The organism is Shewanella sp. ECSMB14101 (genome assembly GCF_000773485.1).
Lineage (GTDB): Bacteria > Pseudomonadota > Gammaproteobacteria > Enterobacterales > Shewanellaceae > Shewanella > Shewanella marisflavi.
In genome coordinates, this window is record NZ_JSFF01000015.1 from 58,484 (window position 1) to 72,949 (window position 14,466).

Below are 14,466 nucleotides of genomic sequence, written 5' to 3' on the forward strand. Positions count from 1 at the left end.
ATTAAATTGAACATGGAAAAACAATTTAAACTTAAAAAAGCCTCATTGGCGGTTTTAGGGGCAATATCCATTGGATCAGCAGGATATGCCCTCGCCGATATTGGTATGGAAAAAACAAGCAAAGGCGGCTTCTATACTCCCACCTTCACGTCAGAGGAAGTCATAGAGTTTAACCAACAACGAAAGGCCCATGAAAATGGCGAAGTCTTTGCTGGCAAACCAGGACAAGTCAATCGACACAGTCAAACCAATAAAAATGTATTTACCTTTGATGACTCCATTAAAGGTGAGCATGTGTTCATTGTGCAATTACATGATGATCCTGTGGCAACATACAAAGGTGATATCAAAGGTTATGCCGCTACCGCGGTAACAGCGTCAGCCTCAATCCAGGCTCGCTCAAGCATTGACATCAATAGTCGCTCGGTAAAAAGCTACCAAAGCTTACTAAAACAAAAACAACAAAGTGTATTATCAAAAGCTCAAGGTAAAGGCGCTAACTTAAATCTACTCAGCCAATACACCCTGGCCAACAATGCGATGGCTGTTCGGATGACGCAACGTGATGCGGCCTTGCTTGCACAAACGGCTGGAGTGAAGAAGATCACCCCAAGCCGCATATTTGATTTAAAAACCGATCGCGGGCCTGAATTCATCGGTGCCAAAGAACTCTGGCAAGGCAATACCAACGCGGGTCTTAGTGTTAAGGGTGAAGGCATGGTGGTCGGTATTATCGATACCGGTATCAATACAGACCATCCTGCTTTTGCATCAGATGATGATTTTGCCGCGAATAACCCACTAGGCGCAGGTAATTTCCTAGGTGATTGTGTGCAAGACAGCACACTGTGTAACGATAAACTGATTGGGGTTTACTCATACAATACGATCACTAAGGTCTACGACGCCCCTGAGTTTCAAGAATACTCATGGCAAACTAAGCAAATTCGCCCAGAAAATGGGGAAGACTATAATGGCCATGGCTCGCATACCGCAAGCACAGCAGCGGGTAACAGCTTAACCAATATTCCACTGCAAGCCAGTAACGGCGAAGCCGTGAGTGACGGTGTCGATCTGCCTTTCACTTTTGAATCAACCTCAGGCGTTGCTCCCCGCGATCACATCGTTTCATACCAGGTGTGTTACCCAGGTAGCGGTGGAGATGCTTATGCAGGCTGTCCTGAAGAAGCTATTTTAGCGGCTTTTGAAGATGCGATTAAAGACGGTGTTGATGTCATCAACTTCTCCATTGGTGGCGGTGAAAGCTTTCCTTGGGAAGATCCGATGGAGCTAGCTTTCTTAGCTGCTCGTGAGGCTGGGATCTCTGTAGCAGCGGCCGCAGGTAACTCTGGTCCAAGTTTCTACTCTGCCGACCACACCTCTCCTTGGGTCACCACTGTGGGTGCTTCAACCCATGATAGAACGCTAAACGCAGGCAACACAACAATTACGGGCTTTGAAGGTGATGCCCCAAGCTATCGCATTCCATCGAGTGACATTTCAGGTAAAGGGTTTACCAGTGAACTCTCAGGTACTTTTGTACTAGCTGAAAACTATCCGGATCCCGATCTGAACGATGGATACACAGCAGCTAGCTGTAACGTACCTTTCCCTGCGGGAACTTTCACCAGCGATCAAATCGTGGTGTGTGAGCGAGGCGATATTGCGCGTGTGGACAAAGCCGTCAATGTTCAAGCCGGCGGTGCGGGCGGTATCGTGTTACAGAACATGAGCTACGGCGACAGATTGGTAGCCGATAAGTTTGTGATTCCCGGTATCAATGTCGCTGCGAGTGACCGTTACAAAATCAAAAACTGGATTAAATACAGTAGTGAAGGAACGGCAAAAGCAACCATCACGACCCACAGTAATGATTACGATCTAACGCCTGAAAACGGTAACCTGCTGGCACTCTTCAGCTCTATGGGACCGAGTCGTTATATTGACAATCTAGTGCCTGACTTAACGGCGCCAGGCGTTAATATCTATGCCGCAAACGCGGATGATCAGCCATTTACTAACGCTCCTCGTTCTAGCGATTGGACCATGATGAGCGGTACCTCTATGGCATCACCACATGTTGCTGGTGCCATGACGCTATTGACACAGCTACATCCTGATTGGACCCCCGCTGAAATTCAATCTGCACTGATGTTGACTGCCAACGAAGTCAAATATCAGCCATACAGCGGTGCTGAGCCAGCATCTTTGCCATATCACTTTATGGCCGGTGCGGGCGCCATCGATGTCGCTAAAGCGGCAGAAACTGGCTTAATCATGGATGAAACCATAGATAACTATTTAGATGCCAATCCAAACAATGGCGGTATCGCGAATTGGTTAAACCTACCTTCGATGGTTGATAGTCAGTGTGAAAGTGAGTGCACCTGGATGCGCACTGTCACAGCAACCAAAGATGGTTCTTGGGTCGTATCAACCACCACAAAAGGTGATGGTGCTTCACTCACTGTCTCTCCGAGTGAGTTTACCTTGAAAAAAGGCGAGTCTCGTTCAATTTTAGTGACGATGAAGGTCCCAGGTCGTGTCTCTAATGCGATAGAGCCGAATGAACCAGAAAGCCCATGGGAAATGTCGAATGACTATATGCCATACAATGGCACAGTGATTTTAACTGAGACGAGCAATAACTCACCTGAGCTACACATGCCTGTCGTTAGCTTCTCAAAGCCGACTGAACTCCCCTATGAGAAGAAGCTTACCATCAACCGTAATACGGGTTCAGAGACCTTCACGGTCAACACTGATAATTACAGCCAGTTTACTCCTAGAATGTATGGCTTAGTTCAGCCAACGACCTCGACCGTAGAGCTAGATGAAGTAAGACCTTTCTTCGATCAAGATTATATTGATAGAGGTTGGAGCATCCAGCAGATCACGGTTCCGGAAGGCACTAAGCGCTTAATCGTGGAAGTACTCTCATCTGAAGAAATCAATCCAGAAGATGAGCTTAACCCACGTTATATCCATTCGCATCCAATGCTAACCTTAGGTCTTGATGCTAATAACAATGGCACTTTCATTCCGTCACAAGAAGAGCAAGATGAAAATCACCAAGCGCTTCAAATGGAATACTTTAGTGAACTTGTGTGTCAGTCCTCTTCAGAGTCAATACACAACTACTGCAACATTATTGATCCAACGCCAGGCACCTATTGGCTAGCCGTCACCAATATTGGCGGTAACAATAAACGCCATGAAGTGACGACCGGTTATGCCATGCTTGCCGAGCAAAGCGATAACAATAACCTCACCCTAACGGGTCCTGCAGCTCATGATGGTATTGGTAACTATGAGATTAGCCTAAATTGGGATATTCCTGATGCAATGGAAGGCGACGTCTACTATGGCGGTTTCGACATGGGCAATATGCCTGGCGAAGAAGGGACTCTTGGGTTTACCTCGGTTAAATTAACCCGTGGTAGCGACCTGGTTAGCTTTGATGTCAGTCAAACTAAAGCCCGTGTGATGGATGTTATCGACATCACTGTCGATGTGCTGCCAAATATGGAGTCAAATGATCGCACTTATGATTTCAATTTGAATGTTCCTGAAGGCATGCGTCTGGTACCTAGTACCTTAATATCCAGTAACCAGGAAGTGATGGATGCCATTACCATCGATGAGCAAGGCCTAAGCTTAAAAGGAACTCAGGCCTCTACACGTAATATTCAAAGAGAATATGTCGTCACCAATAGCCTGAGCGATCAGCAGTGTAAAACACCACTGATCGATGAATACTCAACGGGTGGTTATATCGATCTGCGTGAGTTTGGTTTACAACCCGTGCATGATTGGTATGTGGGAAGCAATCGAGACTATTACGATATCCCAATGTGGTGGTTATTCTGGGGCATGGAGAGTGAACAGCTCAAACTCTATAACCAAGATAACGCTGGGTTCTTAAGAATGCACCCTGTGGGCGCTATGCAGTTTAATACCGCCTATTGGGCAATGCGTATGCACCGAGGTCCTGGATTCTTATACGAGTCTATAGCACCTTTCTGGCGTGGCGATTTCGAAATGAATCACCGCAGAAACCCTGAAGATCCTTGGGGTCTAACCATCGCAGCTCAATACAACAGCGAACGTCCAGATATTGGTGATATGCTATTCCTTGAGTTCGATAACGTCACAGACAAGACCACGGGCGATCAATATGACTATCAAGTCATCATGAGTCCAAGCATCAATTTCAATCCACAGCGATATGAAATCATGTTTGCCTACGACAACTTAGGTGCAAACTTGGCAAAAGGTGCTGTATTCATTGAAGGCTTTGACAGTACATTCTCAAAAAATGCTGGCCCTAAAGATGGCTATCTATACAGCATGATTGGTTTCGATGACTTAGATGAAAAACTGTCTGATGACCTAGTGATCTGTTTTGATTACATGGGACCTGAAGCCAGTGCCATTCAATTGAGTATGAAAGCCGTTGTTCAACCACAAGCTGTTGGTCAAACACTGGATGTTTCAATGGATTACACCATTGAAGGCGACTCAATGAAAACCACTGTGGGCGCCATCGAAGTACCAAGCAACATCAAGCTTGCCGAGATGCCTGATTTAACGGTTGAAGAAGACGGTATTATCGAAGGTATTGAAGTGGTATACGTCGACGCCAATAAAGTGAACAACACTATTATCGTCAGTGGCGACAATGTTGAAGCGACAGTGGAAGGTAACAGCTTCTCACTACAGCCTAAGCAAAACTTTAGTGGCGAAACCCTTGTCACAGTGACAGTTCAAGATAACGAATATGTGAGTGACAGTGTTTCAACCAGTTTCACTTTAACCGTGATGGGAACCAACGATACACCTGAAGCGAAAGTCACAACAGATTCGGTGCAGGCAAAAGAGGGTGATGTCATTACCTTAGATGCGTCACTTAGCACTGACTATGATGGCGATCAGCTCACTTATCGCTGGGAAGGTCCGGGTGAAATTAGCAATGCTGATCAAGCAATCGCTAGCGTAACTGGGCTAAGTGTGGGTGAGCATAACTTTAACGTCACGGTAAGTGACGGTGAGTTAGAGTCTGTCGCCAGCATTACCGTTAGGGTTGATGCAGGTGATAGCAGCACATCGAGCTCTGGTGGTAGCCTAGGTTGGTTCACCTTGATGCTATTGGGTTTAGCAGGTCTAGGCCGTCGTCAAAAGTAATATTAAGTCTCTTTAGCAAGTTCAAGAGCACTTAGTATCAAACAAAATCGGAAACCCATTGGTTTCCGATTTTTTTATCTCTCTTTACTCACACAAGCCCATCAAACAGAAATTATAGTCCTGCTTTCGCCTTACGCGCCTGATGCAGCTTCTTGTAACTCTCGATAAGGCGCAGATGCGGCTCAATACCTTCGAGCGCCATACTGGTCTCGGTAAGGCCTGAGAAGCGCACTTCGCCGTTGACGGAACCCACTACCTGAGCCATCACCTCTTCACCAAACATACGGGTAAAGTTATGGATAAAGTGCTCAAGCTCCAGCTCTTCATCTAAGGTGACCTCGAGTACCGCGCTCATCGCCTGATAGAAGAGACCACGCTCAACCGTGTTATCGTTAAACTGCAGGAAGTCTTCCACCAGCTCCAGGGCTTCGTCATGGGCGCCCAAGGCCAGATAGATGAGGATCTTCAGCTCGATAATGGTTAACTGCCCCCAAACGGTGTTTTCATCGAAGACTATGCCTATCATGGTGCGGATATCGGTATAGTTATCCAGCTGGCTCTCTTCAAGGCGGTTAACCAGATCAGCCAGTTCATCATCGCTCAGCCTATGCAGGTTGAGGATATCTTCGCGGTAATCCAGCGCCTTATTGGTGTTGTCCCAAATGAGGTCATCGACCGGATAAACCTCTGAGTAGTCAGGCACCAGGATGCGACAAGCAGACGCGCCAAGCTCTTCAAACTCGGCCACATAGACCTCTTTGCCCAGGCTCTCTAAGATACCGAACAGCCCCTTGGCTTCCTCTTCGTTAGTGCCCGAGAAGTCCCACTCGCAGAACTCAAAGTCAGACTTGCTGCTGAAGAAGCGCCAGGAGATCACCCCGGTGGAGTCGATAAAGTGCTCGACAAAGTTTTCAGGTTCGCTCACCGCCATGCTATTAAAGGTCGGCTTAGGCACATCGTTGAGTCCCTCGAAGCTACGGCCTTGCAATAGCTCTGTCAGGCTGCGTTCCAGCGCCACTTCGAAAGTCGGGTGTGCGCCAAAAGAGGCGAATACGCCGCCCGTTTTAGGGTTCATCAGCGTCACACACATCACGGGGAACTGACCGCCAAGAGAAGCGTCTTTAACCACCACGGGGAAGCCCTGCTCCTCCAGTCCCTTGATACCGGCTAGTATGCTTGGGTACTTCTCCAGCACAGCCATAGGTACGTCGGGCAGCACTATCTCCTCTTCGATGATCTGGCGCTTCACGGCGCGCTCGAAGATCTCAGACAGACACTGCACCTCGGCCTCTTGCAGGTTGTTACCCGCACTCATACCGTTACTGAGAAATAGGTTCTCAATCAAATTCGACGGGAAATAAACCGTTTCACCATCTGAGCGGCGCTTGTAAGGAATGCTGCAGATACCGCGCTCGATATTGCCTGAGTTGGTATCGATAAGATGCGAGCCACATAGCTCACCATCTGGGTTATAGATGGCCAGACTGTAGTCATCCAGCATGCCTTCAGGCAGTGAATCATCGTCAGTCAGGGCGAACCACTTCTCGTTGGGATAATGGACAAACTCGCTGTTAGCCACATCCAGGCCGAAGAACTGGTCGTTATAGAAGAAGTTACAGTTTAGACGCTCGATAAACTCGCCCAGCGCCGAACACAGGGCGCTCTCTTTAGTTGCACCCTTACCATTGGTGAAACACATGGGCGAAGCCGCATCACGAATATGCAGCGACCAGACGTTAGGCACTATGTTGCGCCAAGAGGAGATCTCTATCTTCATCCCCAGATCGGCTAACAGGCCGGTCATATTGGCGATGGTCTGCTCCAGTGGCAGGTCTTTACCTAAGATATAGGTACTAGTGTCGCCACCTGGCTGGCCCATCAACATGGCATTGGCATCGGCGTCTAAGTTTTCGACCGTCTCGATTTTAAACTCAGGCCCAGTTTGCACCACTTTTTTGACCGTACAACGATCGATAGAGCGCAAGATCCCTTCGCGATCTTTGTCCGAGATATCGTCGGGCAGCTCTACCTGGATCTGGAAGATCTGGTTATAGCGATCCTCTGGGTCGACAATATTATTTTGAGACAGACGAATATTATCCGTGGGAATGTCACGGGCCTTACAGTAAACCTTGACGAAATAGGCCGCGCACAGGGCTGAAGATGCCAGGAAGTAATCGAAGGGACTCGGCGCGCTGCCATCACCCTTGTAACGAATGGGCTGATCGGCCGTGACGGTAAAATCGTCGAACTTAGCTTCGAGTCTGAGGTTATCGAGAAAATTAACTTTGATTTCCATTAGGTACTTCCACTGCGCCACCACGTCTTAACGCAGCAGGCTTTATTTCAACAAGAGACAATTGAGGTGAATTATCGGTGTTTTTGACCCATTAGTCTTGGGTTAATTACCTAAATAGGCCAATTAGCCGAATTAATGCCAAGGACGACGCGGCATAGTCCGCACCTTTGACCTTCTGTTAGCGCTAGAGCTGACCTTTTTGCCCCATCTTATGTTCATACATCAGCTTGTCTGCTCGCTCAATAATGCTGTCGACATCATCTGTCTCATGCAGCAATTGCGTGCAGCCAAAGCTCAAGTTCCACTCCCTGCCCGCCTGACTCTGTCCCTCAACACTGTAGGCCGCCTGGATCCGCTGCATGATCTCATTCGCTGCCGGGCCATCGCAGTCGATAAACACAATCAAAAACTCATCGCCGCCGATACGCGCGGCAAAGTCGCTCTCGCGGATCGACATGTTAATCACCTTAGCCACCCCCTTAAGCAGCATATCTCCCGCCTCATGTCCATAAAGATCATTGGTCTTCTTAAGGTCGTTGACGTCGATAAAGCTCACCGCCAAGGATGACTTTCGCCGGCGGATGTTACTGATACTCTTACTTAAATACTCTAAAATGGCGCTACGGTTATACAGGCCAGTTAGAGCATCATGGCGCGCATCGAAGGTGAGCTGAGCAAATAAACGCTGCTGCTCCACCTGAGAACCGGCCAGCTTATAAGCCAGGAAAATAAACATGGGCGACACGAGTAGGAAGGCAAACAGCGCACTGTTGTTGAGGTTTTTCTGTGCGTCCTGAATCTTGCTATCGGGCACAAACATCAGCAAGTAAATACTTTCCTTATTCACCAGATTAAACATCTCATTGGGCGACAATTCAAAACGACTAAAATAATACTCGCCCTCCTCAGTCGTCACCTTGCCCAATTCTGCATTTTGCATCTGACGCCATACTTTGGGGTGTTCATCGCCAAAACGTAACTGCTCCATCTCGGGGTACATAAAACGCCACTCCTTGTTGGCCTGGTCGCCCTTCAGATAGAAACCCTCCCCATTAAGCAGATAGACGCTATCTCCCTTATGTATGTTCAGAGCTTCGAGAATTTGCAGGAGATCTTTGCCGTTGTAATTGATCACCCCTGCGCCCAAAAAGTTGCCCTCTTTGGAGTGCACGGGTGTAGCAAAGCGTATGGTGGGTTTTATCGGCTGCTCGATCTCTCCATGCTCAACATTAAGGTCGAAGGGCGAGGTATAGATCCTCTGGGGATTCAGTTCGAGTACCTTCTTAAAATAATATCGATTCGCCTTATTTTGCAGCGCCGCCTCAGGGGCTAGCTGTAAACCGCCATCCCTGCGTTGCTCGATACGAATCACCTCATCACCTATGCTATTTAGCAAACGAAGCTGGTCATAATGCTTATAAAGGTTGCCGATCTGAAACATCAAGGAGGTCAAATAAGCTTTGGCATTGGAGTCTTCCTGCTCCAGGGTAGAAATCGCCAGATCGCTGTGGGCAAAATAAGCCAGATCTGTACCGACAATGGAGAGTTCAGCGGTCAGGCTAGCCCGCATATTGCCAAGCTCGGCATACTGACGCTTGCCTCGCTCACGGGCGATATTACTGCTAGACATCAGATAAACGATAGCCAGCACTGCAACGAGAAACAGCAGGAGCAGCAGGGAATAGAGCAAGCTCTTTTTATATTTGGTGTAGGTCAGATTCATGCTCTGGGGATCATATTTATCCATAACAGCGACAGGTTTTTTACTCATCCAGATTTAACTCGGCATCCGCAGTAACGGAACCATTTTTCGGCTTTATCATACATGCTAATGGTCAAAGCTTTAGCCTGAAACCAGCAACTGACTCTTAGCCTCAAGTTTAGCTAAGGATAGATACAAACCAATGAATGACCTTAGATGACTTCAGTTTCAGATCACAGTTTTATTTGGGCCTTTGCAGCATTGCATGGTTAATTTAACCTAATAAAAGCTGAGAAGCAGAACACTCTCGCTATTAAGCCTTTATTGCTGCTTCTCGGATTCACGTTTAACCAGCAAAAAGGTGAGATACATCTTGGTGGGTAAAGATAACACCATACCAAAGGCGACACAGACGGCACTGATAATAATGCCAGTCACCCCCATAGCTTCCATGGTGTCACTGAAGTTGTGCAGGTAGATCCCTAATGCGATTAGGCATAAGCCTAAAACAATAGAGGTTTTTAACAGCAAAATAAGCTTATCTTCTATCGTTGGAGTCTGTGCTTGCTTTTGCGTCATAATCCCTCTCATCGAGATAATTGAACCCACCTAAATATAGCCAACAGTTCAGCCCCTAGTGACCAAACTCCCCACTCACATCATACAAAAGTATAACAGGCTGGCGTAGAGGTGTAGACACGGCTAGGATTAATAAAAAGCTCGTGACTTATGAGTTCACAGTATTAGGGTTAAACGTATCAACAGGCGGTAGTTTGAACAAAAAAATACTCTTACTCATCACATTTTTGCTTATGCCCGCACTAGCTATCGGGCAACAAACAGACACACCCTGCCCAGAGACGATAAAAGTCGGCTTCAACGAATGGGCTCCCTACTCTTGGACCGATACCTCGGGTAAAGCCGTTGGTCTCGATGTCGATATGCTCACATTGGTCGCCAATCACTTAGGCTGCCAACTCACCTTTATCAAGATGCCAGCCAAACGGGCACACCAGATGCTGCAAGCAGGTACCTTAGACCTGATGATGGGGGCAAGTTTTACAGAAGACAGAACAGCTTATGCTTACTTTTCTGATAGTTATCGAACAGAAGAGGTCAGGCTATTCGTTAAAGCGGATAGAGCAGCACAGATTAACGTCGACAAATGGCAAGACATTTTCACTCAGCGATTAAAGTTGCTGGTGCCCACCTATGGTTGGTATGGCCTCGACTATTTGCGCTCTAAAGAGGAGCTTTCACGCCAAGGGCTATTGGTACTCAGCCCCAACAGCCACCAGTCGATTCAAATGCTGAGCTATGAACGCGGTGACATTCTTATCGGCGATGCCATCGCCCTGCCCTATATGGCACAGCACGCTGAAGGAGTGGTACTTTCGCCCCTCAACCTATTGGTCGACAGTAATCAAATTCATTTCATGTTTAGCAAAAAGGTCAATAACCGAACGCTGTTAAATGCGATTAATCAGAGCATTTCAGATCTATCACATCAGGGAGAATTAGCCAGGATCATCATGAAATGGCAGCAGGTGTCCCTAGCCCAGACCCATGAAATGCCCCCCAAGCCAACAGGCGAACTACATCCCAGCAAACAACCTGATGGTGCGCTTAACTCAAGTGGCTCAAGCGACAGCAATTACAGTCGCTAGCAGGGCGTGACCTGAAGCGGGATCTCTGGCGAGTGCAGCAAAGCCTCGAGCATATCGCGACTTGTATCAAACCAATACCCCAGCGCCTGAGGCTCAACAAGTAACGGCATACGATGATGATATGGGGCGCAGCTGGCAATCGGCTTAGTGGTCAGGGTTACCAGAGCATGGCTACCATCAAACTGAGGATAGAGAATACCCGCCATCAATAGCGGCTGTTCATCACGACCTTTAAAAAGGTATTTCTGTTTGGTTCCGCCCGCCTGCTGCCACTCATACCAACCGCTACAGGGCACCAACACCCTATGGCTGGCAAACGCCTGGGCAAAGGTGCGCTTCTGCCTTACCGTCTCAGCCTGAGCGTTGATCAAGAGGCGTTTGCCCCAATCAGGTTTAATCCCCCAACTGGTATCAACCTGCTGTAACCCTTGATCTTGATATGCAATCGTCGCCACCTTCTGGCTTGGCCTTAGGTCACTGTTGCTCTCGCAATGGAACTTGATCCCCAGCTGACCCGACACCCAGTCACACAAGGGATCGCTAATCACATTGAGTCGACCACACATTCATCTTGCCTCCTAACCATGGGTACTCGTCAATCTAACATATTCAGCTGCCGCGCAAACGCTAAAGCAAGTAGAGAGCGAGATAGCGATAAGTAAGATATACACCAGTGCCTCGCTAACCGTTTCACTCTGCCCAATACTGACTGACTCGCAATCAGGGGAACAATCATTACAGATAGGTTAACTGTGATTAATCACACACTTACGCCAAGCGTCAGGTTTATTTTAGTTACAGCTGCAGGTATAGTTTTAACAAATGTAACCCTAGCTCATGGCGCCGCCGAGTCAATCACTCAGTCCTACTCGCGCCGTAGCACCTCAGCTTGACACGGAAGAGATAATGATAAAACTGATCATTCTTGGCTGTTTTGTGGCATGGATGTTTATTCGCAAACTCAGCAAATCTAAACCTGACTCAATTTGGCGGCTTAAGCTTAGACGATTAGCCCGCTACCTGATGCTCGGCGCCGTCGCCTGGTTTGTGGTGGTCGCCTTCGGCTCGGCGAAATATCAAATATATACAGACAAGATATTTACCTATAAAAACAAGGTGCAAACCGTCTTTGCCTGGGAAGAGAATCGCCTGCTACCCATCAAGGTATTGGCTAAGCCTGTGCTACTGTCACTGGACTATCAAACCAGTTTTCCCATGAGCAAGACCACCGAGCGCTCCCTCACCCAGCAATATCCCTACGAGCCGCGTTTTCAGGGGTTCAGCCAGTTCTTAGGTACCTTACTACTGCTTGTCTGGCTGACCGCCTACCTCTCTCGCCACCGCCATACCGATAAGCGCTGGCAGGAGGCTGTCAGCACTGACACTAAGGCGGGTTATCGCGACTTCTTAACCTGGGCGCGCAGCAACCCACTCAGGCGAGCCCACTGCACCAGCATGATCAACAAGGCGGATATCGCCATGCAATCTATCGATCAGCGCGGACGCCTGAAGCTAGAGATGTACCGCAAGGGTTGGGCCGAGCGAGGGCTCAACGCCGAGTTCCTCGACATGCTGCATAAGGTGATTCAATCGGGTCACTCCCAGATCAGCATCAAGGCCGCACATATGCCCTGCCGTAAGTCTGCCGCCGAGATTGACGATATTAATATGCTCGTCTCCGGCTGGAGTGGCTTAGATCCTCAGCTCTTCATGCAGCGCTATTATGCTAATCGCAAGGCACGCGCCGAGCAGAAGGCAGAGCCCGATGCCTTTGAAGCTCAACTGCTCAAGACCCCAGAGCATCTGCGCTTCACCTACCCTGAGCCCCACGTCGCCAGCAAGCTGCTGGAGAAACAGCTCGCCAGCGTGCTAAACCAGGGCAAGAAGCGTTTCCTTGGCGATGAACTGGTACAGTTTACGCCCCACAGTGACATAGGCCTTAAACAACCTAATGCCCGCCTGGAGTTCAGTTACATGCAGTCGCTCAACGCCCAGCAGGGTAAGCGTGCGTCCGGCGTCTGGACCGGAGAGCTCAAACACAAGACGATCACTATGGGCGATACCCAATATCCCGGTGGTAACATGCTCTGGCTGGTATTTGGACTGGTGTTCGAATGGCGACTCGTAATAGACGAGCAAGAGGTCGCCAAGGGAGAATATAAATGTTTCCCAGACTCCAACGTCTGTAACATTAGCCGCCCCACCCAACAAAAGATGCCGGAAAAGACAGAGATCGAGAAGCATATCTTCGATGTGGTCGCCCTCTCTAACATCAGTTCCCTATTCGCCCAGATGATGGGAATGAGCGAGGCGCAGATTAACGGTCATATGATCGAACTGAACAACCAGACTGCGTTTGAGGTAAAGCGCCAGACAGAGGCGTCTAACCAGCTAGCCGAAAAGCTTGAAGACGCCCTAAGAGGTGAGGCGCTGGACGAGCTGATTAAGAGCAGTGGCGAGGAACTTTACCGACAAAACAAGGAGATGGTCGATGCGGTCATTCGCGACTATATCGTCAACCACGGCGATACCGATACCGTATTGATGATTATCGATCTCTTGGGTGACGCTGCCCCAGAGCTGGCCGCAGGACTGCTACAGATCATCGGAGGTTCAGATGAATAAATGGATGTTACCTTGCTGTGCGGCATTGCTACTGCTCCTCGCTCCCGAGGTTGCCCACGCCGATCTAAAACAGAAGCTCAAAGACAAGATAGAAGACGGCATTTTCGAGGCCTTCGCCGGTGAACTGGCCCAGCTGCCCGGATTGTCACACCTGATCGCTCAGGTGGAGAGTAACCAATATCAACTGGTGAGTGCCGACAAGAATGCCGGCCTGCTGGATCTGGGCCGCAACTCAGATCTCGACAAGGCGACGCTGTCAAAAAGCGCCAATGGCGCAGGTATTGAGATCAGCCGCCAAGCTTATCTAGCGCCCGGCACCTATTGGCTCAAGGCCAGTCCCAAGGACAAGAAGAAACAGGCCATCTCACGCAAGGTATACGTGCAGGCCAAGCGCCGCAACTTAGTCACCCTCACCTTCTGGGAGAAGGGACGCAAGACCTTCCCGCTGGAGGTTGTCACCCAGCCGGCAACCGCCAAAGTCAGGGTGATGAACATAGGGCCTAAATATGAGTTTGGCATGCCCCTCTCCCCCGGCAACTACGAGCTTGAGATCAGTGACAAAGGCTATAAGACCCGCAGCCTTAGGGTGAGGCTAGATCACAACCAGAACCAATTTGGGATCATCCTACAGCCAATCAATGGCAAGTCGGTCACAGCCGATACCGACAACGCCGCTACAAGCAAGCCGAGCGTGAAGCCGAGTGCAAAAGCCGCTGAGCCAGAACAAGAGGCCACAAGCGAACAGGCCGTTAAATCAGCAGGCGAACAAGGCGCTGAATCTGGCAAGGCTAAGAAGGAACCTTCAACCACAGTAGAGGTGATCGTCTGGGTGCTGATGATCGGCGGCTTTATCTTTTTCTGCTGGCTCACCTACAAGTTGTTCACCTTCATCTTCACCCTGATGGGCAGCGCCTGGCGTAGACTGAGTGCCTAGCGCCTTTTATTCTGACCCATAACCACAAGGGGGATAGCCAAATAGGCTATCCCCC

The 14,466-nt window shown here is 48.9% G+C and carries 8 protein-coding genes; 4 read left to right on the forward strand and 4 right to left on the reverse strand.

Annotation, left to right across the window (positions count from 1 at the left end):
• The first annotated feature begins 105 nt into the window (after positions 1 to 105).
• Complete coding sequence (locus NY07_RS12455) at positions 106 to 5,184, forward strand: S8 family serine peptidase (protein WP_235363926.1); 5,079 nt, start codon at positions 106 to 108, stop codon at positions 5,182 to 5,184.
• Positions 5,185 to 5,296: 112 nt separating this feature from the next.
• On the opposite strand, the gene NY07_RS12460 is transcribed toward NY07_RS12455, so the two are convergent.
• From NY07_RS12460 to NY07_RS12470, 3 genes are all read right to left on the reverse strand, one after another.
• Positions 5,297 to 7,483 (reverse strand): OsmC domain/YcaO domain-containing protein, encoded by a 2,187-nt coding sequence (locus tag NY07_RS12460; RefSeq protein WP_033539685.1) that lies wholly within the window; start codon positions 7,481 to 7,483, stop codon positions 5,297 to 5,299.
• Positions 7,484 to 7,667: 184 nt separating this feature from the next.
• Positions 7,668 to 9,254 carry a sensor domain-containing diguanylate cyclase gene (locus tag NY07_RS12465; protein WP_235363927.1) on the reverse strand — a complete coding sequence of 529 codons (1,587 nt, stop codon included), beginning with the start codon at positions 9,252 to 9,254 and terminating at the stop codon, positions 7,668 to 7,670.
• Positions 9,255 to 9,506: 252 nt separating this feature from the next.
• Positions 9,507 to 9,764 carry a hypothetical protein gene (locus NY07_RS12470; protein ID WP_033539686.1) on the reverse strand — a complete coding sequence of 86 codons (258 nt, stop codon included), beginning with the start codon at positions 9,762 to 9,764 and terminating at the stop codon, positions 9,507 to 9,509.
• A 194-nt stretch (positions 9,765 to 9,958) separates the two neighbouring features.
• Between NY07_RS12470 and NY07_RS12475 the strand changes: the two genes are divergently transcribed.
• Complete coding sequence (locus NY07_RS12475; RefSeq protein ID WP_235363928.1) at positions 9,959 to 10,852, forward strand: substrate-binding periplasmic protein; 894 nt, start codon at positions 9,959 to 9,961, stop codon at positions 10,850 to 10,852.
• On the opposite strand, the gene NY07_RS12480 is transcribed toward NY07_RS12475, so the two are convergent.
• Positions 10,849 to 11,418 (reverse strand): SOS response-associated peptidase, encoded by a 570-nt coding sequence (locus tag NY07_RS12480; RefSeq protein ID WP_033539687.1) that lies wholly within the window; start codon positions 11,416 to 11,418, stop codon positions 10,849 to 10,851. The genes NY07_RS12475 and NY07_RS12480 overlap by 4 nt on opposite strands.
• Before the next feature lie 340 nt (positions 11,419 to 11,758).
• Here NY07_RS12480 and NY07_RS12485 point away from each other — a divergent pair, with 340 nt between their 5' ends.
• Entirely contained in the window at positions 11,759 to 13,477 is a 1,719-nt protein-coding gene (locus NY07_RS12485; RefSeq protein WP_033539688.1) for a hypothetical protein, read from the forward strand.
• Positions 13,470 to 14,411: a hypothetical protein gene (locus NY07_RS12490; RefSeq protein WP_033539689.1), complete on the forward strand. Its 942-nt coding sequence runs from the start codon at positions 13,470 to 13,472 to the stop codon at positions 14,409 to 14,411. The genes NY07_RS12485 and NY07_RS12490 overlap by 8 nt, the downstream gene beginning before the upstream one ends.
• Positions 14,412 to 14,466 lie beyond the last annotated feature (55 nt).

Bases quoted from the DNA above. Each gene is read 5' to 3' on its own strand.
- NY07_RS12485 (WP_033539688.1), top strand. From the start codon at position 11,759: ATGATAAAACTGATCATTCTTGGCTGTTTTGTGGCATGGATGTTTATT.
- NY07_RS12460 (WP_033539685.1), bottom strand. From the start codon at position 7,483: ATGGAAATCAAAGTTAATTTTCTCGATAACCTCAGACTCGAAGCTAAG.
- NY07_RS12470 (WP_033539686.1), bottom strand. From the start codon at position 9,764: ATGACGCAAAAGCAAGCACAGACTCCAACGATAGAAGATAAGCTTATT.
- NY07_RS12455 (WP_235363926.1), top strand. From the start codon at position 106: ATGGAAAAAACAAGCAAAGGCGGCTTCTATACTCCCACCTTCACGTCA.
- NY07_RS12490 (WP_033539689.1), top strand. From the start codon at position 13,470: ATGAATAAATGGATGTTACCTTGCTGTGCGGCATTGCTACTGCTCCTC.
- NY07_RS12480 (WP_033539687.1), bottom strand. From the start codon at position 11,418: ATGTGTGGTCGACTCAATGTGATTAGCGATCCCTTGTGTGACTGGGTG.
- NY07_RS12465 (WP_235363927.1), bottom strand. From the start codon at position 9,254: ATGAGTAAAAAACCTGTCGCTGTTATGGATAAATATGATCCCCAGAGC.